Raw genomic sequence first — 21,003 nt, 5'->3', positions numbered from 1 at the left:
ACATTCTCTATTTTTCACTTTCTTACGTGACGTTTTCGCAGAAATGCGGTCAAACGGATTGGTGAAACGTCACCTATGTCGGTCTGCGGACGTCGAATGCCGCGCCGATGTGCTACTTTTAACCAGGATTGTTTTTAGGGGTTCACATGCAGGGCACCAAGATTCGACTTTTAGCTGGCGGGTTGCTATTAGCCGCAACGGCCGGCAACGTGCAGGCAGAAGCGCTCCAGCCGGACCCGGCCTGGCAACAGGGGACGCTCTCTAACGGCTTCCAGTGGCAGGTTTTGGCCACCCCCCAGCGCCCAAGCGACCGCGTTGAAATTCGCCTGATGGTGAATAACGGCTCGCTCACCGAAACCGCCCAACAAAGCGGTTATAGCCACTTTTTACCGCGCATGCTGCTGACGCAGACCGGCGGTCTGCCGACGAGTCAGGCGCGTTCGTTATGGCACCAAAGCAGCGATCCGGAGCGTCCACTTCCTCCGGCTATCGTCTCCTATGACTTCACGCTGTTTAACCTTAGCCTGCCTAATAACCGCAATGATTTGCTGAAAGAAGCGCTGGCGTTTATGTCGACCAACATCGGGTCGCTGGCCGTGACGTCGGCAACCGTGACTGCGGCACTGCATGTGCCGGATATGGTCGCGACCTGGCCGATGAACACCAAAGACAGCTGGTGGCGCTACCGTCTGAAAGGCTCCACGCTGCTTGGCCACGATCCGGCTGAAAACCTCAAGCGCCCGGTTGATGCCGCGCAGCTGAAAGCGTTTTACGACAAGTGGTACACCCCGGATGCCATGACCCTTATCGTGGTCGGCAACGTGGACAGCCGCAGCGTGGCGGAGCAAATCAACAAAACCTTCGGCGAACTGAAAGGCAAGCGCGACACCCCTGCGCCGGTGCCAACCCTTTCTCCGCTTAACCCTGAGCCGGTTAGCCTGATGACCGACAGCGTGCGTCAGGACAGGTTGTCTCTGATGTGGGATAACACCTGGCAGCCGATTCGTGAATCTGCGGCGCTGCTGCGCTACTGGCGTGCCGATCTGGCCCGTGAGGCGCTGTTCTGGAATGTGCAGCAAAGCCTGAGCAAAAATGGCGTTAAAGACCTTAATCTGAGCTTTGATTGCCGCGTGCTTTATTTGCGTGCCCAGTGCGGGATCAACATTGAATCCCCGAACGATAAGCTGAACGCCAGTCTTACCAGCGTCGGGCGTGAACTGCTGCGAGTGCGCGATAAAGGCCTGTCCCAGGAAGAATTCGACGCGCTGATCGCGCAGAAAAAGAATGAGCTGACGAAGCTGTTTGCCACCTATGCGCGCACCAACACCGACGTGTTGATCAGCCAGCGTATGCGTTCGCTGCAGAACCAGGTAGTTGATATTGCGCCGGAGCAGTACCAGAAGCTGCGTCAGGATTTCCTCGACAGCCTGACCGTGTCGATGCTCAACCAGGATCTGCGGCAGCAGCTGTCTCAGGAGATGTCGATGGTGCTGTTGCAGCCTAAAGGCGAGCCTGAGTACAACATGAAAGAGCTGAAAGAGACGTGGGATAAGGTGATGGTGCCAGCCGCAGCGCCGCCGGTGACCGACGATCCTAAGCAGGATGTTTCGGATATTCCTCCGGCGTCATAGTGCCTGAAAAGCCCCTCACCCCGACCCTCTCCCCATAGGGGAGAGGGGGAATTCGTGAGGACGTTTTCTTTTCGTCCCCTCTCCCTTTCAGGGAGAGGGTTAGGGTGAGGGTCAACTTATTTGGGCATCGCTTCCCGCGGAATAATCGCCCCGCGATATTGAATCACCGTGCCCGCCGTCAAATGACCGCGCTTCGCGGCCTCTTCAGCCGTACCCCCGGTTAAACGCACCGCCAGATAGCCGGCGCTAAAGGAGTCTCCTGCCGCGGTGGTGTCCACGATTTTTTCTTTTGCCAGGCGAAGCGCCGGAACGTCGAGCGCATTTTCACCTTTTACCGATACCAGACAGGACGCTGCGCCTCGTTTGATCACCACTTCTTCTACGCCTGCGGCGTGCGTCCGGTGAATCACTTCCTCTACCGGGGCGGCACCCCAGAGCGCGTCCTCATCGTCCAGCGTCAGGAACGCAATATCCGTGCAGGCCAGCATTGCCCGGTATACGCGCTGTGTCTCTTCGGGGCTGGCCCATAAGCGCGGCCGGTAGTTGTTGTCGAAAACGACCTTGCAGCCGTTCGCCCTGGCCTGTTTCAGCATCGCGAAAAGCTTCTTCCGGCTGGTGTCGTTGAGGATAGCCAGGCTAATGCCGCTCAGGTAGAGATAATCAAACTGGGCCAGCTCCGCGCATATTTCATCTGAACGCTCGCTCTCCAGCCAGAACCGCGCCGCCGCTTCGTTACGCCAGTAGTAGAACGTCCGCTCGCCGTGGCTATCGGTCTCGATGTAATACAGGCCCGGAAGGCGGTGCTCCAGACGCTGAATCAATGCCGTGTTCAGACGTTCCTGGTGCCAGGCGTCCAGCATTTGCTGGCTAAAACTGTCTTCACCGAGGGCAGTGACATAGTGCACTTCCAGCTCGCTTTCGCTGACCTGGCGGGCGAGGTAAACGGAGGTATTTAAGGTATCGCCACCAAAGCTGCGCTGCACCTGAGTGCCGTTCTGAGAGAGTTCGATCATGCATTCGCCGATCACGGCAATTTTCTGAGTGAGCATAAGAAACCTGATGATGAAATGAACAAAAAAACTGTTTTTTGGCATTCTCCGCCGGGGTGAAAAGTGAGTCAAACATTTTAAAACGGCGTTTCGAAAATTTTTGATGTGCGCCAGGTTATTGTGATTGTGACAAAAATCGCTGTAGCCCATTTTGCTGCGAAAGCGAGCATAAAGTTCTCTATTCCGACGCCGATAACCTTTCGACGAGCCATGTAGAGTCATCAGGGCAAACAGGATGTACAGATGAAGTTGAAGCAGATTACTCACCGGCTGCATACGCTTGAAGCGAGCGTTGAAAGTTTACAGGAGCGACGATTTTGGCTGCAGTGCCAGCGCCGCTATACCTTTCAGCCGATTTATAAGACAGACGGGAAATTAATGGCAGTTGAGCTGCTCACGGTGGTCACGCATCCTGCTGAGGCTGAGGTGCGTATTCCCCCCGATCGCTATTTCTCTTCTATCCCCAGCCGCCAGCGTATTGCGGTGGTGGAAGAGCAACTGCGTCTGCTGGAAGCCTGGGAACAGACCTTTATCGGGCACAACATCCTGGCCTCGGTCAACGTTGATGGCCCAACTCTGATTGCCATGAAGCAGCATCAGCCGATCCTCGATTTGATCGCGAAGCTGCCGTGGGTGCGCTTTGAGCTGGTGGAGCATATCAACTTGCCACAGTCGGCAACGCTGGCCGGTATGCATGAGTTTGGCCCGCTTTGGCTGGATGACTTTGGTACAGGTCTTGCCAATTTCTCCGCGCTGAGCGAAGTCCGCTATGACTACATCAAAGTGGCGCGTGAGCTTTTCATCATGCTGAGAAAAAGTGATGAAGGGCGTAATTTGTTTACCATGCTGCTGCAATTAATGAACCGCTATTGCAAGGGCGTGATTGTCGAAGGTATTGAAACGGTTGAAGAATGGAGAGATGTTCAGCCTTCACCTGCTTATGCGGCGCAAGGTTATTTCCTGTCTCGCCCCGTGCCTTTCGAAAATCTGGAAAACGTTCTGATTCGCCTCCCCTGATGCCGTTTCGGTCATGCTGAACTATCTTTTAGTCAGGCAGACCGGCATCAGGAGAGGTAAGAAGGATGACAAGAACGGGTAAAATTAGTAGCGCAGTCGCCGGGATTTTCTTGTTGTTGGTTGTCGTAGCGATCGTGGTGATTGCGACGTTTGACTGGAACCGGCTGAAACCAACCATCAACCAAAAAGTCTCGACAGAACTGAACCGCCCCTTTGCCATTCGCGGCGATTTGGGGATTGTTTGGGAACGTAATAAAGACGAATCTGGCTGGCGCAGCTGGGTGCCGTGGCCGCATGTTCATGCCGAAGATATTCTTCTTGGCAACCCGCCTGACATTCCCGAAGTGACCATGGTTCATCTCCCCCGCGTGGAGGCAACGCTGGCCCCGCTTTCACTGCTAACCAAAACGGTTTATATCCCCTGGATAAAGCTGGTTGAGCCCGATGTGCGTATTATCCGGCTGTCGGCAAAAAACAATAACTGGACCTTTAATCTTGCCAGCTCAGGCGACAACGATCCGAATCAAAAGTCCTCCGGCTGGTCCTTCCGGCTGGATAATATTTTGTTCGATAAAGGGCGGATCGCGGTGGACGACAAGGTCACGAAAGCCGATCTGACGATCCTGGTTGATCCGCTGGGTAAACCGCTGCCGTTCAGCGAAGTGTCCGGCCAAAAGCCGCAGGGCAAAGATGCGGCGAAAGCGGCAGACTATGTTTTCGGCCTGAAAGTGAATGGCCGCTACAACGGCCAGCCGGTGGAGGGCAGCGGTAAAATTGGCGGTATGCTGGCGCTGCGTAGCGAAAGCGACAGCGCATTCCCGGTACAGGCCGATGTGCGTTCGGGTACGTCGCGTGTGGCCTTCGCTGGCACCGTTAACGATCCGATGAAAATGGGTGGCGTCGATCTCCGGCTCAAATTTTCCGGGGATTCTCTCGGCAATCTTTACGCGTTGACCGGCGTGCTGCTGCCGGATACGCCCCCGTTTGAAACGGACGGCCACCTGCTGGCAAAAATCGACACGGAGAAAGGCTCCGTCTTCCGCTATCAGGATTTTAATGGGCGCATTGGCGACAGCGATATTCACGGTTCCCTGACCTACAGCCAGGGTAAACCACGGCCTAAACTCGAGGGAGACTTAGTCTCTAAACAGCTGCGGCTGGCCGATTTAGGGCCGCTGATTGGTGTTGACTCAGGGAAGGGCGCAGAGAAGACGAAAAAAGCTAAACAGCAACGCGGTGACACGACGGTACAGCCCGCCGACAAAGTGCTGCCTTACGATCGCTTTGAGACGGATAAATGGAACGTGATGGACGCCGATGTGCGCTTTAAAGGACAGCGCATTGAGCACAGCGGCACGCTGCCGCTGAGCGACCTGACCACCCACGTAATTCTGAAGAACGCTGATCTTCGCCTGCAGCCGCTGAAATTCGGCATGGCGGGCGGCTCCATCAATGCCAACATCCACCTTGAGGGCGATAAAAAGCCGATGCAGGGGAAAGCGGATATCCAGGCGCGCCGTCTGCAGCTGAAGCAGCTTATGCCGAAGGTTGAGTCGATGCAGAAAACGCTCGGCGAACTGAACGGTGACGCTAATCTGAGCGGGCGGGGTAACTCGGTTGCTGCGCTGCTGGGTACCAGTAACGGTAGTTTGAAGCTATTGATGAATGACGGGCTTATCAGCCGTAACCTGATGGAAATCGTCGGCCTCAACGTGGGCAACTACATTGTCGGCAAGATTTTTGGCGATGATGAGGTGCGGATCAACTGTGCCGCCGCGAACTTGGATTTGCGCAACGGGATCGCGACGCCGAGAATTTTTGCCTTTGATACTGAAAACGCGCTGATTAACGTTACCGGCAGCACCAACTTCGCCAGCGAGCGCCTGGATTTGACCATCGATCCGGAGAGCAAAGGTATTCGTATTATTACGCTGCGTTCCCCGCTCTATGTGCGCGGTACGTTCAAGAGTCCGGATGCGGGCGTGAAGCCGGGACCATTGATTATCCGTGGCGCAGTGGCCGCAGCGCTTGCAACGCTGGTCACCCCGGCGGCGGCTCTGGCTGCGTTGATATCGCCTTCTGAAGGGAGCGAAAATCAGTGCCGGACGATTTTGGGGCAGATGAAGAAGTGAGGCTTCCCTTCACCCCGGCCCTCTCCCCGAAGGGGAGAGGGGGAAAGAAAAGACCCGCGGTCAGCTGAGAAGCTAAAACTGACTTTTAGCCGGGTTTCTCCTCTCGTCCCCTCTCCCTTTTAGGGAGAGGGTTAGGGTGAGGGTAAAAATTACAGCGACTGGTGGCGGGTCTCTTTACTCAGCAGCAGCGCAATCAGCGTCAGTGCAGACATCGCCGCCAGATAAACGCCGACATAGAACAGGCCGTAATTAGCCTGCAGCCAGGTGGCGATATAGGGTGCGACAGACGCGCCAAGAATGGATGCGACGTTGTAAGAGAATGATGCGCCGGTATAGCGTACTTCCGTCGGGAACATCTCCGGCAGCAGCGCGCCCATTGGGCCAAAGGTCAGCCCCATCAGGCTCAGGCCAATCAGCAGGTAGGCCATCACCAGCGCCTGGTTGCCGGAGCCCAGCAGCGGTGGGAAGACGAACAGCGCAAACAGGATCATCAGGCTGGTTATTACAATCATGCTCTTACGGCGGCCAAAAGCATCCGCCAGATAACCTGCAATCGGCACCATCACGCCAAAGCCAATCACCGCCATCATTAGCATCCACAGCACTTCATTGCGCGAGAAGCCGAGGCCCGCCGGTACTGGCGCGGTGCTGAAGGTCATGGAATAGACCGTCATGATATAGAACAGCGTATAGGTCGCCAGCATGATGAAGGTGCCGAGAATTGTCGCCTTCAGGTGTTTGGTCAGCAGCGTGCCCAGCGGGACTTTGACCTGCTTCCCGGCTTTGGCAATCTTCGCGAAAACAGGCGTTTCATGCAGCGAAACGCGGACATAAAGCCCGATAATGACCAGCACCGCAGAGAGAATGAACGGTACACGCCAGCCCCAGGACATGAATTGCTCGTCGGTCAGCAGCCACGAAAGCAGCAGGAAAGTACCGTTGGCAAAGAAGAAGCCGATCGGCGCGCCGAGCTGCGGGAACGAGCCGTACAGCGCGCGTTTGCGCGGTGGCGCGTTCTCAGTGGCCAGCAACGCCGCACCTCCCCATTCGCCGCCCAGGCCAAGACCCTGGCCAAAACGGGCCAGCGCCAGCAGCAGCGGGGCGAAGATACCGATACTGGCATAGCCCGGCAGCAGGCCGATGACGACGGTGGAAATCCCCATTGTGAGCAGGGAAGCCACCAGCGTCACTTTGCGGCCAACGCGGTCGCCGAAGTGGCCGAATAGCGCCGAACCAATCGGGCGAGCCACAAAGGCGATGGCGAAAGTGGCGAGAGACTGTAGCGTGGCAGCCGTCGGATCACCCTGCGGGAAGAAGATGTGCGGGAAGACAATCACCGCTGCGGTGGCATAGATATAAAAGTCGAAGAATTCGATGGCCGTACCGACCAGCGAAGCAACAACGACTTTTCCGCGTGAGTTTACGGGCGTAGCGTCAGCCCCGGTATCGAGAGTTGTGGCAACGGATGCTTGCATAGATTTTTCTTATTTATGGCGAACGAAAGTCCATTTACGCATAGCAAAAGAAGCATTTCAACGCGCCGCGCCGGGCGAAATGGCTCAAAAAACGCGCATTAAGTGGATAATTTTTAAGCCTGACCGTAATCTTCTATGAAATGCTTCACAAAATTTTCAAAATAGAGAATAAAACTGGTTTTAGGTTAAATAAAAGTTACCAGTTAGATTTATCTGCTGAGTCAGTGGGGTGATCCCAGCGAGCGCAAAAACTCGCTATCTCCCCGGACTGAAATTCCGGCAGGTGGGTCATTAACTTCTCCAGCGGCCAGTCCCACCAGGCAATGCGCCGCAGGCTTTCAACGACCTCCTGCGGGAAGCGGTTGCGGATGGGTTTCGCCGGCACGCCGCCTACGATGGTATACGGCGGCACATCTTTGCTGACCACCGCGCCCGCGGCAAGTACAGCGCCGTCCCCAACGGTGACGCCGGGCAGGACGATAACGCCGTGGCCAATCCACACGTCGTGACCAATCACCACCCTGTCCTCCCGGCGATGCGCAAAGAATGAGGTATCCCGGCCAACATCGGTGGCGTAGTACTCAGGGCAGTAGGTAAAGCGGTGCTGTGAGGGGCGATCCATCGGGTGATTGGGGGCGCCCAGCCGGACATGGTTGGCAATGGCGGTGAACTTGCCGATCTCGCTGTCGGCCACGCAGCAGTGTTCCCCGAGGTAGGAGAAGTCGCCCAGGGTGCTGTATTCCAGCACGCTGTTGGCGAGTATTTCACACTGTTCACCGACGTGTGTTTCGCGCAGGCGAACGCTGGGGTCAATAACCGTTTTCTGGAGTTTGGGAGCGGAGGCTGTTGTCATAGCATGGTCTCTGGTCGGAGGTTTAGACAAGTGGGCCTGCTAACCTGAAGGTCGGCAGGCCACCTATCCTGACCGGAAATCATGACAGGATTATTTATGCGTTTTCCCGGGCATCCTCGGGTCGTCTTTGTATTCTGCGGTGGCAATCCAGGCCGCGCAGAACAGCGTCAGGCGGGCAAAGAAATAGAAGAAGGCCATCAGCCCCAGCACCGAACCAAAAGCAGCCCCGGAAGGCGAGCTGACCAGCTTCGGTAGGCTGTAGGTCATGATGATTTTAATCACCTCAAAGCCGATAGCCGCAATCAGCGTGCCGCGAATGAGCGCCTTGCGGCGCGGGCGGTGGCGCGGCAGACGCCAGAAGATCCAGAAGAACAACAGGTAGTTGGCAAAAATCGAAATGGCCAGGCCCACCATGTGCCAGGCCGGTTTGAGCCACTCGATGTCGCCAAGGTGCAGCAACCCTATCAGTAGCGCCTGGGCTGAACCGGAAATAGAGGTGATCGACAGCGTCACGATCAGCGCAACCAGCAGGCCAATCAATGAAATAAAGTCTCGCAGGTATTTTACCCAGAATTTTTCCTGATCCTGCGGGCTGCGTTCCCACTTATCCCGTGACTGGGCACGCACCGCTTCACGCAGGTTGCCCATCCAGTTAATACCGGAGTAGAGGGCAATCAGCAGCCCCACCAGGCCAACGGTGGTGCGCTGCTGAACCGCGGTATTGATGGTGTTTTTAAGCGTGGCGGCAAGCGTCGGGTCGCTGACGTTCTCAAGGATTTTGGCAAAAATGTCTTCGAGCAGCGTTGGATGGGAGGCAAGCACATAGCCACCTGCCGCGAAGGCCACCATCATGATGGGGATCAGCGACAAAAACGAGAAGTAGGTAATGGCGGCGCCAAACTGGTTCCCCAGCCGGTCATTAAAACGTTCGGCGGCGCGGAGCAGGTGGGCAATTATCGGCTGCCTGACCGTTTTGTTGACAGCGGAAATGGTGCTGTTCACTGCGGCATTGCTGGTTTTAAGCTTCACCAGCGGTTCGTTCTCCGCGGGTTGGCTCTGAGCTTGTTCCTGCTGAGTCTCAAGAGCGACAACAGGCTCGTACTCGAGCTCGTTGGTAGGGCGTTTTTCACGGTTATCCGGCGTTGTCATCGGGTCAATTTTCCTTTTGCTGTGGCAGGATCTTAAGGAAATTATAGCCATAACGCTAATCGACATAGGCTTTGAGTACGCCGCTTAGCCATTCCATAAACAAATGTACCCGCCGGGAGAGGTTGCGACGATGCGGATAAAGCAGCGAAATCGGCATCGGTTCGGCGCGGTACTGAGGAAGAATTTCGACAAGGCTGCCTTCCTTTAGCTGGGCTTTCACGCCCACGCGGGGGACCTGGATAATACCCAGTCCGGCGGCGCAGGCGGCCTGGTAGGTTTCCGTGCTGTTGACGGTGATCAGGCCGCCGGTTTTCACCCACTGCGTTGTTTTATCCAGCCAGACTTCAAAGCCCTGCGGGCGAGTACCGAGGTTTTGGGCGTAATGCACCAGCGCGTGCGAAGCCAGATCGTCCAGGCTTTCAGGATAGCCAAAGCGGCTCAGGTAGTCCGGACTGGCGCAGTTGATCATGGTGAATTTCCCCAGCGGCCTGGCCACCAGGCCCGAGTCTTTGAGGTGGCCCACGCGCACCACGCAGTCAAATCCTTCCCGGACAACATCCACCATTCTGTCGCTGCTGCTAAGCTCTAGCTCTATGCCCGGGTACTGTTGCAGGAACCCAGGCAGTTTCGGAATGATCAAGCCGCGAGCCAGCGTAACGGGCATATCGACCCTGATTCGCCCACTGACGCTGGCGGGATCGGTCTGGAACAGACCGTCGAGTTCATCGAGGTTAGTTAACAGATCGCGGCAGCGCTCGTAATAGACCATGCCGTCCTGGGTGAGCTGCACCCGGCGAGTGGTGCGGTGCAGCAGGCGCGTACCGAGCGAGGTTTCCAGCGCCTGAACCTGGCGCGAAACGCTGCCCTTTGGCAGCCCCAGCGTGTCTGCGGCGCGGGTAAAACTCTCCAGCTCCGCAACGCGCACGAAAAGCTGCATTGCGTGTATTTTATCCATCTTATCACCACATTGTTGCTTTCAATGAAACAGTGAGGCGCATCTGGCCGTATTTATTGATTTTGTATCAGCTAATAAGCTGTATCTCAATTACCTGACAGCCAAATAAGGGGTTTATCATGAGTCAACGCATTGCTTTAGTCACCGGCGGCAGCCGCGGATTAGGGAAAAACGCAGCGCTGAAGCTGGCCGCACGCGGAATCGGTATCCTGCTGACCTATAATAGCCAGCGTCAGGAAGCCGAAGATGTGGTACGCGAAATTGAGCAAAAAGGCGTGAAAGCTGCAGCAATTCAGCTTAACGTCGGCGATTCATCAACCTTTGCCGGATTTGTTGAACAGGTGAAAGAAACGCTGCGCAATGTCTGGCAGAGAGATAGGTTTGATTATTTACTGAACAACGCAGGGATCGGTCTTGAAGCGTCGTTTGCCGAGACCACCGAAGCGCAGTTCGATGAGATTATGAATATTCATCTGAAAGGGCCATTTTTCCTGACTCAGCGCCTGCTGCCGCTGATTAAAGACGGCGGCCGCATTCTGAATGTCTCCACCGGCCTGACCCGCTTCTCACTGCCGGGTAAAGCCGCCTACGCCACGATGAAAGGGGCGATGGAAGTGTTGACCAAATATCAGGCCAAAGAGCTTGGCTCGCGTGGGATTGCGGTGAATATCATTGCGCCAGGCGCTATCGCCACCGATTTTAGCGGTGGGATTGTGCGCGACAACGAGCATGTTTCTAAGGCCATTGCGGCACAAACCGCGCTGGGGCGTGTAGGCCAGCCGGATGATATTGGCGATGCGATTGCGGCTATTCTCAGCGATGAGACCGGCTGGATGAACGCACAGCGGATTGAAGTGTCCGGCGGGATGTTCCTTTAGTTTTTTGGCCGCTCACCGGCAGCTGACTCTCACCCTCTCCCTAAAAGGGAGAGGGGCGACCCCTACGCCGTAATTTCCCAGCCCCGCGCTTTCCACAAGCCCGGCAACTCTGCCAAATCGGTAAACGTCGTCACCTTTGGGTGATCGATTGGTTTGTTATGCGGATCGGCACAGAAATAAAATACCTCCATCCCGGCCGCAATCCCCGACTGCGCTCCCGCCATAGAATCGTCCACCAGAATGCAGCGCTCTACGTCCATGTTCATCTGTTCCGCCGCGTGGAACATCAGGGCCGGATCCGGCTTCCAGCGTTGAATGTCGTACCCGCTGTACAGGGCACCCGGGAAGTAGTCGAGCATCCCGGTTTTTCCGAGAGAGTGCTGCATTTTGCTCACCGGGCCGTTAGACACCACGCACATCGGCTTGTTGATTTGCGCCAGTAGCGTGTTTGCCCCGGCGATTTCCTGAAGTTCGCTGTCAAACAGGCGGGCAACTTCGGCGCGGTAAATAACTTCCAGTTCGAGCTTAGGCAGGCTGGTGCCGTACTCAGCGTTGATTGTGTCGATAATTTCGTAGAGTTTGACGCCTTTGAAGGTTTTGAAAACATCATCCAGCGCAAGTTGAATGCCGTATTGCGCAAACATATGTACGTAGGCTTTGGAGCAGATGACCTCGCTGTCGACCAGCGTTCCATCGCAGTCAAAAAACACCGCTTCTATCCGGGACATGCCATTTCCTTTCTCTCAGGTTTAACGTTTACTCTATGCTTTTTGCGCAACGCAATCGATCCCGTTGCGGTAATTTCAGCGAAAAAAGTAGATGATTTGCGTTATCCCCCGCCAATTTTGGTATAGGATAGCGGCGTATTTTTTCCTCTTTTAGTTCGGAAACCGATAATGAGCCAACCACAGTCCACTCCGGAAACAACCCCGGGGCTGCTCGAACGCGCGTTCAAATTACGCGAACACGGTACTAACGCCCGCACCGAGGTGATCGCCGGGTTCACCACCTTCCTGACGATGGTGTACATCGTTTTTGTTAACCCACAAATCCTCGGCGCTGCCGGGATGGATACCCAGGCGGTATTCGTCACGACCTGCCTGATTGCCGCCTTTGGCAGCATTCTTATGGGGATTTTCGCCAATCTGCCGGTGGCGCTGGCGCCGGCGATGGGTCTGAACGCCTTCTTCGCCTTCGTGGTTGTTGGCGCGATGGGCTTGTCCTGGCAAGTCGGCATGGGCGCTATTTTCTGGGGCGCAGTGGGCCTGCTGCTGCTGACCATTTTCCGCGTTCGCTACTGGATGATAGCGAATATCCCGCTTGGTCTGCGCGTCGGCATCACCAGCGGTATCGGCCTGTTTATCGGCATGATGGGGCTGAAAAATGCCGGGATCATCGTAGCCAATAAAGAGACGCTGGTTAGCATCGGGAACCTGACCTCCCACAGCGTACTGCTGGGGGCGCTGGGCTTCTTTATCATTGCGATTCTCGCTTCTCGTAATATTCACGCGGCGGTGCTGGTTTCTATCGTGGTGACCACGCTGCTGGGCTGGCTGCTGGGCGACGTGCAGTATCACGGTATCGTCTCTGCGCCACCGAGCGTGAGCAGCGTTGTCGGGCAGGTGGATTTAGCCGGTTCGCTAAATCTGGGTCTCGCAGGCGTGATTTTCTCCTTCATGCTGGTGAACCTGTTTGACTCCTCCGGCACCCTGATTGGCGTGACGGATAAAGCCGGGTTAACCGACGAAAAGGGCAAATTCCCGCGCATGAAGCAGGCGCTGTTCGTGGACAGTATCTCTTCCGTGACCGGCTCGTTCTTCGGTACTTCTTCGGTTACCGCCTACATCGAAAGCTCTTCCGGTGTTTCCGTCGGGGGCCGCACCGGCCTGACGGCTATCGTGGTTGGTCTGCTGTTCCTGCTGGTTATATTCCTGTCGCCGCTGGCGGGCATGGTGCCGGCATACGCGGCCGCAGGGGCGCTGATTTACGTTGGCGTGCTGATGACCTCAAGCCTGGCTCGCGTGAAGTGGGATGACCTCACCGAAGCGGTACCGGCGTTTATCACCGCCGTGATGATGCCGTTCAGCTTCTCCATTACCGAAGGCATCGCGCTGGGCTTTATTTCCTACTGCATCATGAAGCTTGGGACTGGCCGCTGGCGCGAACTGAGCCCGTGCGTCCTCATCGTGGCGCTGCTGTTTGTGCTCAAAATTGTGTTTGTTGACTAAAGCCAGACGCTAAAAACAACAACGCCAGTCGAATGACTGGCGGTATATCGATGACAAACAGCCGAAAACGTGATTTTCGGCTGTTTGGGGCAAACCAGAGAACACAATTCATTGTGTTTGTTAGACCCGGGTTCAGTCTTTTAAAGACAATGAATTCTGCAAGTAAGCCTCGCGCCAGTCGAATGACTGGCGTTTTTTTTGGCCTGGACTCAGGCTTTGACGCGCTTGATGTAATCGCCAAAGGCGGTGAGCTGCCCGGTCAGATGGTCGAGCGTGCTTTGATCGACCACTTCGCCGCTCTGCGGGTCAACTTTGTTCTGAATCACGCCGCCCATAAACTCAGGCTTGTTCATCACCATCGCATCCAGGAATACGAGGATCTGGCGCAGGTGATACTGGCAGCGTGCACCGCCGATAGCGCCCATGGAGCTGGTTTGAATCAGCACTGGCTTGCCGGCGAGCGGCTGTTCAGGCAGACGAGAAAGCCAGTCGATGGCATTTTTCAGGCCACCCGGCACGGAATAGTTATATTCAGGCGTCACAATCACCACGCCATCAGCCTGGCGGATTTGCTCGGCAATGGCTTCCACGCTCTGGGGGAAACCTTCTTCCTGCTGGATGTCTGCATCGTACAGCGGGATATCGCCGATGGATGGCAGGGCGTCTATCTGCATGCCTGCCGGAGCGATGTTCGGCAGCGTACGGGCGACCATCGCGTTAAATGAACCCTTACGCAGGCTCCCCAGTAAAGTCACTATCTTCAACGAATCAGACATTGGTACTCCTTTAAGTGTCAGGACGTTCGGGAAAATGTGTTATGCGGCGTGGCTATCTCTGATGATATACCCGTCAGGCGGATGATGCGCGCCTGAGCGCTTCGGCTTCGGGCTTCGGCATCCGGCAGAGCGTTCCAGCCCTGCTGGCCATCGAATTCCCACAGCTTCAGGCGCTCTACGCCTGGCGCAACGGTACAGCCCCAGATAAGGATGTCTTCCGCATCGCTGATAGCTTCAATATGCGGCTCGTTTATGACGCGTAGGCGACCTGAGCCCGGCAATAATTGTAGCGTGCTCAGGCTGGTCTGGGGGTTGTCGGTCAGTTTCAGGATGCTACGGCGCAGGGTGTGCAACTGGGTGCGGGCTTCATTAGGATCGTTTTGGTTGTTGATCCAGGTGATTTCGCTGCTGCTGGACTGAGACGGCGGCACAACCGGGGAGGGTGCCTGGAAACTGCGGCGGAGCTCCATGTCCAGCCCGCAGCGGCCTTCAGTCGCCAGCAGCACGCCCACCATGTTACCGGCATAGGCGATACTAAAATCAGGCAGCGCCGCGTCGGCAAAGCGTGGGCGTCCTGCGGTAGAAGTAATGATTTGCGGCAGGCGTTGGGTGCCGTAAAGCATAAACATCATCTCTGCGACCAGCGTACGCGACGCGAGATAGCGCGTGCGGCGATGTTCTGGCATCAGGCTGGCAGCGTTAAGGACTTCGTCGCTCAGCCGGGGTGAGGTGAGGTTGGGAGGGTTCAGAGCCCATCTTGCAAAATGCGTTGCCATTTGTCGCTCCGTGATAATGGTCAATAGATACGGTTGTTATTCCAGCTTGCCGTGCCTGCGTGGTATTGAAGATAATAAAAGCGATCAACAGGTTACATAGTAATCTCTGTTTGAATGGTCTGTCATTGATACCACTCCCACAAATAACCTATTTTTTGTTCGATATATTATATATGCGAAAAAAATATCTATCCCGAAATGTTTTTCTTAAAGAGAGGGTAAAGTTCCAGAAATTTTAATATCTCATTGAAAATAATATTTTATTTCAGGAATTGATGATTTCCTGCTTGTCGTTGCCAGCCTAGGGCAGTGGCGAGTGCTACAGAAAGGAAAAGAGATAGTCTGGCGGTCTTTTTAGCGCATAAAGTTGGGACTGAAAAGAAACACCAAGGCGGTTGCCTTGGTGTTTTCGGTTTTGTGAATCAGATGTGCAAGTGGGACTAGCGGCATTCTGGTACCGGTGTCGGCAGCGGGCGCCCAGCGAAACAGGCATCTACGTTATCGACCACCAATTGGGTCATTGCCCGGCGTGTGGACCAGGTGGCGCTGCCCATGTGTGGGGTCAGTACGACATTGTCTCTTTCCAGTAGACCACCTGACACATGAGGCTCATTTTCGTAAACGTCCAGTGCCGCCCCGCCTAGCGTTCCTGCCTCCAGCGCCTGAATCAGCGCCTGCTCGTCTACCACAGACCCGCGGGAGATATTGATTAGAATGCCTTCGGCACCCAACGCATCCATTACCCCGCGATCGACCAGATGACGGTTACCTGCTCCGCCCGGTGTACAAACCACCAGATAGTCGCTATCCGCCGCCAGCTTTGCCAGGCTGTCATGCCAGGTGAAAGGCACGCCCTCCTGACGCTGACGGTCGGTATAAGCTATGTGCATATCGAATGCCGCAGCGCGTTTGGCGATAGCGTGACCGATGCGCCCCAGGCCGAATATCCCCAGGCGTGAACCTGAAACGCGGCGGGTCCAGGGATACAGATTATTTTGCCAGCCACCCCTTTCAATAAAGCGCTGCGCACCCGGGATCTGGCGCGAAGCGGAAATCATTAACCCCATCGCCAAATCGGCTACGTCGTCGGTCAGTACGTCGGGGGTATGCGTAACCTTCACGCCCAGCTCTCTGGCCGCCAATGCGTCCACGCCGTCATAGCCTACGCCAAACACCGCCAGCAGTGTCAGATTTGGCAGCGACCGGAAGAACTCCCGGGTGACTGTTGCCTCGCCGCTACTGAGCGCAACACGAAATTCCGGTGCCAGGGCGGTAAATTCCTCAGGCGTAAGACTGTCATAACGATAGATGTCGTAGCGCTGATTTAGCTGCTCAAGCAGCATCTCCGGTACGTCAAATTGCTGCAATATTTTTTGTTTCATCGGCTATATCTCGGTGGATGTGGGTTTATGCGGTGTAGTGCGCGGCGGACGTGAAACGATGATGCCAATGATGCCGCCAACGATCAGCGCGACGGCGATCAGTAGCAGCCCGGAGTGATAGCTGTTGGTAGCGTCTTTGATTTTCCCCAAAATCGGTGGCAGGCCCAGGCCGGCGAAGTTGGCGATGGAATTGATAAAGGCGATGGAGGCGGCGGCGGCGACGCCAGCCAGTTTCTCGGTGGTGACCGCCCAAAACACCGGCAGTAGGGCGAAATTGAAGCCCACGCTGAGTATCAGTAGCACGTAGGCCACGAGCATGTTGCTACAGAATATCGCCGCTGCCAGTAGCAGCCCTGAGATAATCAGCGGCAGCCCCAGGTGCAGAGGCCGCTCGCGGGTGATATCTGAATGGCGGCCGTTAAAGTACATAAACAGGCAGGCGAAGATGAAAGGCACGGCGGCGAGGACACTAATCACGAAGTTGCTCTGATCCACCACCATACTTTTCAGGATTAACGGCAGGAAAAGGGTAATACCGATGGAGCCGAAGGCCTGCAGGAACCATACCAGGCTAAGGAGCAGCACGATTTTATTTCGCAGGGCGGATACCCAGCTGTGCTGGTGGCCGACGATGGCGCTGGCGTTATCCCGCGTAACCTGGTTGACCAGCCAGGTTTTTTGCTCGGGTGTCAGCCATTTGGCGTGATTCGGGGTGTCGGGCAACTTCCAGAGCACCATACAGCCCATAATAATCGCCGGTATCCCCTCGATGGCAAACAGCCAGCGCCAGCCGACAATGCCGCCCAGCCCGTCCATGTTCAGCAGCAGCCCGGAGATAGGCAGGCCAATAACCGAGGCCGCCACCGAGCCCATATAGAAGAAGGACATGGCGCGGGCGCGGTTACTCTTTGGGAACCAGCAGGCGATGTAGTAGATGATACCGGGGGTAAAGCCCGCCTCCGCCATACCCAGCAGGAAGCGCATCACATACAGCTGGTTGGCGCTTTGGATAAACGCCATCCCGGTGCTGGCAATGCCCCATGTCACCATGATGCGGGCTATCCACAGCCGTGCTCCGACTTTGGTCATCAGAATATTACTGGGGAGCTCAAAAATGATGTAGGAGACATAGAATATGCCGACGCCCAGCCCGTACATGCTGGCCGTTAACCCTAAATCAGCGTTCATTTGCAAGGCGGCGATAGAGATGTTGGTCTTATCCAGATTCGCAATGAAGTAACAAAGCACAACGAACGGAATAATTTTTGCGTTAATTTTAGTGAGCGTAGAGCTATGTAATTGATCGTTCATAAGCAATCCTTTCAAAAATTGCCGCAGGGATGTCCGGACGGCAAAAAAATGAAAGGACAGTTTAATATTTGCTCAATTCTTGTATTACAAGATTGGTCACATAAATAGTGTTTGTATTACAAGATGGGCATAAAAAGAACAAAACGGCATCGGAAGATGCCGTCTGTGAGATGTTGGTATCGTGGGCGTGTGCGCTTATTTCCCGATACAGAAGCTCGAGAAGATACGCCCTAACAGATCGTCAGAGCTGAATTCACCGGTGATTTCACTTAAGTTCTGCTGGGCCAGACGCAGCTCTTCCGCCAGCAATTCTCCGGCCCAGGCACCCAGCAACTGGGCTTTGCCCTGCTGCAAATGGGTTGCGGCCTGCTCTAGCGCCTGCAGGTGGCGGCGACGGGCGAGGAAGCCACCTTCCATGTTTGTTTCGAAGCCCATACTCTCTTTCAGATGGGCGCGCAGCACTTCGACACCTTCGCCGGTACGGGCGGAGAGCCTGACAAGTGAGTGACCACTTACTTCTGAAAGGCCCAGCGTTTCGCCAGTAACGTCCGCTTTATTACGCACCACGGTAATCGGTAAACGTTCCGGCAGACGAGCGATGAAATCTGGCCAGATAGCCGCCGGATCAACGGCGTCGGTGGTGGTGCCGTCCACCATGAACAACACGCGATCCGCCTGCTCAATCTCTTTCCAGGCACGCTCAATCCCGATTCGTTCCACTTCATCGCTGGCTTCGCGCAGGCCCGCGGTATCGATGATATGCAGCGGCATTCCGTCGATATGAATATGTTCGCGCAGCACATCACGCGTGGTGCCCGCAATATCAGTGACGATGGCGGCTTCACGCCCGGCCAGCGCGTTTAGCAGGCTGGATTTACCGGCGTTAGGGCGCCCGGCAATAACCACCTTCATCCCTTCACGCAGCAGGCTGCCCTGACGAGCTTCGGCGCGCACCGCATCGAGGTCGCCAATGACCCGGTGCAGCTGGGCTTCGATTTTACCGTCAGAGAGGAAGTCGATCTCTTCGTCCGGGAAGTCGATAGCCGCTTCCACGTAAATGCGCAGGTGAGTCAGCGCTTCTACCAGATGGTTAATTCGTGCGGAGAAAGCGCCCTGAAGCGAGTTGAGCGCCGAGCGAGCGGCCTGCTCGGAACTGGCGTCGATCAGGTCGGCAATTGCTTCTGCCTGCGCCAGGTCGAGCTTATCGTTCAGGAATGCACGCTCGGAAAACTCGCCGGGGTTGGCGATGCGCAGGCCTGGCAGCGTCAGAATGCGTTTTAACAGCAGGTCGAGGATAACCGGGCCGCCGTGTCCCTGCAGCTCAAGTACGTCTTCACCGGTGAAGGAGTTCGGGCCAGGGAACCATAGCGCAATGCCCTGATCCAGCGCGCTGCCGTCGGCATCGCGGAACGGGAGGTAGTCCGCGTAGCGCGGCTTGGGCAGTTTGCCAAGGACCGCTTCTGCGACCTCGCGCGCCTGACGGCCGGAAATACGCAGGATACCTACGCCACCGCGCCCCGGCGGCGTCGCCTGGGCAATGATAGTGTCATGATTGCTCATCGTTTATCTCTGACCTTGAATCAAAAAGAAAAAGGCGGTCAGTGACCGCCTTTCATGTACATAACGCTAAATATTATCAGGTCTTTTTCTTGTCGCGGCTATGCAGGCCACGCTTTTCCAGACCGCGATAAATCAGCTGTTGCTGAAGGATGGTCACCAGGTTGCTGACGATATAGTACAGCACCAGACCTGACGGGAACCACAGGAAGAACACGGTGAAGATGACCGGCATAAAGGTCATGATCTTCTGCTGCATCGGGTCGGTTACGGTGGTCGGCGACATCTTCTGGATGAAGAACATCGTGGCGCCCATCAGAATCGGCAGGATGTAGTACGGGTCCTGTGCAGACAGGTCATGGATCCACAGTGCAAACGGCGCGTGGCGCAGTTCAACGGAGCCCATCAGCATGTAGTACAGCGCCAGGAAGATTGGCATCTGGATGATCAGCGGGAAGCAGCCGCCCAGCGGGTTAACCTTCTCAGCTTTGTACAGCGCCATCATTTCCTGGCTCATACGCTGCTTGTCGTCACCGATACGCTCACGCATGGCCGCCAGTTTTGGCTGCAGCATACGCATTTTGGCCATCGAGGTGTACTGCGCTTTGGTCAGCGGGTACATGATGCCACGAACGATAAAGGTGATAACGATAATGGAGAAGCCCCAGTTACCGATGAAGCTGTGGATAAATTTCAGCAGCTTAAACAGTGGCTGAGAGATGAACCACAGCCAGCCGTAATCCACGGTCAGGTCAAGGTGTGGCGCAACGGCAGCCATTTTGTCCTGAATTTCCGGACCTACCCACAGGGTGCTGCCCATCTGAGCCGTCTGGCCAGGCTGAACGATCTGCGAGGCAGACTTATAGCCAATTGCCGCAACGTCGTTGTTCAGCTTGGTGGTGTAGAAGTTGTTTGCGCCCTGAGTATGCGGCACCCATGCGGTAGCAAAGTACTGCTGCAGCATCGCCACCCAACCGCTGTTGGCATTGACGTTCAGGTTTTCACCGTCGGCAATGTTGTCGAACTTAACTTTTTCGTATTTCGCGTCCGGGGTGGAGTAGGCCGCACCACGGAAGGTGTGCAGCGCAAAGTTGCTGCTGCCGGTATCGCGATGAGAAGGTAGGTTGATGGACTGCTTCAGCTGACCAAAGGTCGCCAGCTCCAGCGGTTTCTCGCCCACGTTCTTCACGTTGTAGTCCACGCCCACAGAGAATTCACCGCGTTTCAGGGTGAAGGTCTTGGTGAAGGTGTTGCCTGCCGCGTCGGTAAACGTCATCGGCACAACCAGTTCGTTCTGGCCATCCGCCAGCGCAAAGGTGTCAGCAGTGACGTTATACAGTGGACGGTCGCCGTTCGCCGGGTTATCCGGGCCATCACGACCGGTCAGGCCGCTCTGCGCCTGGTAGATAAATTCAGGCGTGGTTTCCAGCAGCTGGAAAGGCTCTGCGGATTTCAACTCTTTCGGGTAGGTTGGCAACAGCGCTTGTTCCACATCACCACCGCGGGTGTTGATGGTCAGTTCAAGAACGTCAGTTTTAACCGTAATGAGTTTTCCCTGGCCACTGGCCGGCACACCCTGGTTAGCGGCGTTACCCTGGCTGTTCGTGGTCTGCGTGGTCTGCTGCACCTGAGGTTGAGGAGCGTGGTCCTGCTCCCAGGCTTGCCAGATCATGAAAGACACGAACAACAAAGCGATGAGAAAAAGATTGCGTTGCGAATCCATCGTTAGTGTTCTCTGGTATCAAAAGGTCCGGGCGGAACGGGATCGTCTCCACCAGGGTTCAAAGGGTGGCATTTTAGTACGCGTTTCATCGTTAACCAACTGCCTTTTAAC

The 21,003-nt window shown here is 55.7% G+C and carries 17 protein-coding genes; 5 read left to right on the top strand and 12 right to left on the bottom strand.

The window, feature by feature from the left end; all coding sequences use genetic code 11:
* Positions 1–146: 146 nt before the first annotated feature.
* Positions 147–1,631 carry a hypothetical protein gene (locus tag VW41_23050; protein ID AJZ91693.1) on the top strand — a complete coding sequence of 495 codons (1,485 nt, stop codon included), beginning with the start codon at positions 147–149 and terminating at the stop codon, positions 1,629–1,631.
* 116 nt (positions 1,632–1,747) lie between these two features.
* Here VW41_23050 and VW41_23045 read toward each other — a convergent pair whose 3' ends face one another.
* Positions 1,748–2,680, bottom strand: a complete 933-nt coding sequence (locus VW41_23045) for a ketodeoxygluconokinase (GenBank protein ID AJZ92066.1) — start codon at positions 2,678–2,680, stop codon at positions 1,748–1,750.
* A gap of 243 nt (positions 2,681–2,923) precedes the next feature.
* Here VW41_23045 and VW41_23040 point away from each other — a divergent pair, with 243 nt between their 5' ends.
* Positions 2,924–3,697, top strand: a complete 774-nt coding sequence (locus VW41_23040; GenBank protein ID AJZ91692.1) for a c-di-GMP phosphodiesterase — start codon at positions 2,924–2,926, stop codon at positions 3,695–3,697.
* A 65-nt stretch (positions 3,698–3,762) separates the two neighbouring features.
* Positions 3,763–5,829 carry a hypothetical protein gene (locus tag VW41_23035; GenBank protein ID AJZ91691.1) on the top strand — a complete coding sequence of 689 codons (2,067 nt, stop codon included), beginning with the start codon at positions 3,763–3,765 and terminating at the stop codon, positions 5,827–5,829.
* Between the two features lie 149 nt (positions 5,830–5,978).
* Here the strand turns inward: VW41_23035 and VW41_23030 are convergent, their stop codons facing one another.
* The 4 genes from VW41_23030 to VW41_23015 form a co-directional block, all read right to left on the bottom strand.
* Positions 5,979–7,304 carry a transporter gene (locus VW41_23030; protein AJZ91690.1) on the bottom strand — a complete coding sequence of 442 codons (1,326 nt, stop codon included), beginning with the start codon at positions 7,302–7,304 and terminating at the stop codon, positions 5,979–5,981.
* A 196-nt stretch (positions 7,305–7,500) separates the two neighbouring features.
* Positions 7,501–8,157, bottom strand: a complete 657-nt coding sequence (locus VW41_23025) for an acetyltransferase (GenBank protein AJZ91689.1) — start codon at positions 8,155–8,157, stop codon at positions 7,501–7,503.
* Positions 8,158–8,247: 90 nt separating this feature from the next.
* On the bottom strand, positions 8,248–9,306 hold the full coding sequence (locus tag VW41_23020) for a membrane protein (GenBank protein AJZ91688.1): 1,059 nt from the start codon (positions 9,304–9,306) through the stop codon (positions 8,248–8,250).
* Positions 9,307–9,361: 55 nt separating this feature from the next.
* Positions 9,362–10,261: a transcriptional regulator gene (locus VW41_23015; protein ID AJZ91687.1), complete on the bottom strand. Its 900-nt coding sequence runs from the start codon at positions 10,259–10,261 to the stop codon at positions 9,362–9,364.
* A 119-nt stretch (positions 10,262–10,380) separates the two neighbouring features.
* On the opposite strand from VW41_23015, the gene VW41_23010 reads away from it, so the two are divergent.
* Positions 10,381–11,139: a short-chain dehydrogenase gene (locus tag VW41_23010; protein AJZ91686.1), complete on the top strand. Its 759-nt coding sequence runs from the start codon at positions 10,381–10,383 to the stop codon at positions 11,137–11,139.
* 62 nt (positions 11,140–11,201) lie between these two features.
* On the opposite strand, the gene VW41_23005 is transcribed toward VW41_23010, so the two are convergent.
* The gene (locus VW41_23005) at positions 11,202–11,867 is read right to left on the bottom strand and encodes a 6-phosphogluconate phosphatase (GenBank protein AJZ91685.1); all 666 of its coding nucleotides are present in this window, start codon (positions 11,865–11,867) and stop codon (positions 11,202–11,204) included.
* A gap of 168 nt (positions 11,868–12,035) precedes the next feature.
* Here VW41_23005 and VW41_23000 point away from each other — a divergent pair, with 168 nt between their 5' ends.
* Positions 12,036–13,367 (top strand): adenine permease PurP, encoded by a 1,332-nt coding sequence (locus VW41_23000; GenBank protein ID AJZ91684.1) that lies wholly within the window; start codon positions 12,036–12,038, stop codon positions 13,365–13,367.
* 209 nt (positions 13,368–13,576) lie between these two features.
* On the opposite strand, the gene VW41_22995 is transcribed toward VW41_23000, so the two are convergent.
* The 6 genes from VW41_22995 to VW41_22970 all read right to left on the bottom strand — a co-directional run bounded on the left by VW41_22995 (position 13,577) and on the right by VW41_22970 (position 20,892).
* Positions 13,577–14,143: a hypothetical protein gene (locus VW41_22995; protein AJZ91683.1), complete on the bottom strand. Its 567-nt coding sequence runs from the start codon at positions 14,141–14,143 to the stop codon at positions 13,577–13,579.
* A gap of 17 nt (positions 14,144–14,160) precedes the next feature.
* Complete coding sequence (locus VW41_22990; GenBank protein AJZ91682.1) at positions 14,161–14,919, bottom strand: hypothetical protein; 759 nt, start codon at positions 14,917–14,919, stop codon at positions 14,161–14,163.
* Positions 14,920–15,359: 440 nt separating this feature from the next.
* Positions 15,360–16,301 carry a hydroxyacid dehydrogenase gene (locus VW41_22985; GenBank protein AJZ91681.1) on the bottom strand — a complete coding sequence of 314 codons (942 nt, stop codon included), beginning with the start codon at positions 16,299–16,301 and terminating at the stop codon, positions 15,360–15,362.
* A 3-nt stretch (positions 16,302–16,304) separates the two neighbouring features.
* Positions 16,305–17,612: an MFS transporter gene (locus VW41_22980; GenBank protein AJZ91680.1), complete on the bottom strand. Its 1,308-nt coding sequence runs from the start codon at positions 17,610–17,612 to the stop codon at positions 16,305–16,307.
* 195 nt (positions 17,613–17,807) lie between these two features.
* Positions 17,808–19,172 (bottom strand): tRNA modification GTPase TrmE, encoded by a 1,365-nt coding sequence (gene trmE, locus VW41_22975; protein AJZ91679.1) that lies wholly within the window; start codon positions 19,170–19,172, stop codon positions 17,808–17,810.
* A gap of 76 nt (positions 19,173–19,248) precedes the next feature.
* Positions 19,249–20,892, bottom strand: coding sequence for a membrane protein insertase (locus tag VW41_22970; GenBank protein AJZ91678.1), 1,644 nt, complete (start codon positions 20,890–20,892; stop codon positions 19,249–19,251).
* Between the last annotated feature and the right edge of the window lie 111 nt (positions 20,893–21,003).

Source organism: Klebsiella michiganensis (assembly GCA_000963575.1).
In the GTDB taxonomy this organism is placed as follows: Bacteria; Pseudomonadota; Gammaproteobacteria; order Enterobacterales; family Enterobacteriaceae; genus Cedecea; species Cedecea michiganensis_A.
The sequence above is the reverse complement of the archived record's forward strand: the minus strand, read 5'-3'. Positions and strand labels throughout refer to the sequence as shown.

Bases quoted from the DNA above. Each gene is read 5' to 3' on its own strand.
- VW41_23020 (AJZ91688.1), bottom strand. From the start codon at position 9,306: ATGACAACGCCGGATAACCGTGAAAAACGCCCTACCAACGAGCTCGAG.
- VW41_22980 (AJZ91680.1), bottom strand. From the start codon at position 17,612: ATGAACGATCAATTACATAGCTCTACGCTCACTAAAATTAACGCAAAA.
- VW41_23050 (AJZ91693.1), top strand. From the start codon at position 147: ATGCAGGGCACCAAGATTCGACTTTTAGCTGGCGGGTTGCTATTAGCC.
- VW41_23025 (AJZ91689.1), bottom strand. From the start codon at position 8,157: ATGACAACAGCCTCCGCTCCCAAACTCCAGAAAACGGTTATTGACCCC.
- VW41_22970 (AJZ91678.1), bottom strand. From the start codon at position 20,892: ATGGATTCGCAACGCAATCTTTTTCTCATCGCTTTGTTGTTCGTGTCT.
- VW41_23000 (AJZ91684.1), top strand. From the start codon at position 12,036: ATGAGCCAACCACAGTCCACTCCGGAAACAACCCCGGGGCTGCTCGAA.
- VW41_22990 (AJZ91682.1), bottom strand. From the start codon at position 14,919: ATGGCAACGCATTTTGCAAGATGGGCTCTGAACCCTCCCAACCTCACC.
- VW41_23010 (AJZ91686.1), top strand. From the start codon at position 10,381: ATGAGTCAACGCATTGCTTTAGTCACCGGCGGCAGCCGCGGATTAGGG.
- VW41_23005 (AJZ91685.1), bottom strand. From the start codon at position 11,867: ATGTCCCGGATAGAAGCGGTGTTTTTTGACTGCGATGGAACGCTGGTC.
- VW41_23040 (AJZ91692.1), top strand. From the start codon at position 2,924: ATGAAGTTGAAGCAGATTACTCACCGGCTGCATACGCTTGAAGCGAGC.
- VW41_22985 (AJZ91681.1), bottom strand. From the start codon at position 16,301: ATGAAACAAAAAATATTGCAGCAATTTGACGTACCGGAGATGCTGCTT.
- VW41_23045 (AJZ92066.1), bottom strand. From the start codon at position 2,680: ATGCTCACTCAGAAAATTGCCGTGATCGGCGAATGCATGATCGAACTC.
- trmE (AJZ91679.1), bottom strand. From the start codon at position 19,172: ATGAGCAATCATGACACTATCATTGCCCAGGCGACGCCGCCGGGGCGC.
- VW41_23015 (AJZ91687.1), bottom strand. From the start codon at position 10,261: ATGGATAAAATACACGCAATGCAGCTTTTCGTGCGCGTTGCGGAGCTG.
- VW41_23030 (AJZ91690.1), bottom strand. From the start codon at position 7,304: ATGCAAGCATCCGTTGCCACAACTCTCGATACCGGGGCTGACGCTACG.
- VW41_23035 (AJZ91691.1), top strand. From the start codon at position 3,763: ATGACAAGAACGGGTAAAATTAGTAGCGCAGTCGCCGGGATTTTCTTG.
- VW41_22995 (AJZ91683.1), bottom strand. From the start codon at position 14,143: ATGTCTGATTCGTTGAAGATAGTGACTTTACTGGGGAGCCTGCGTAAG.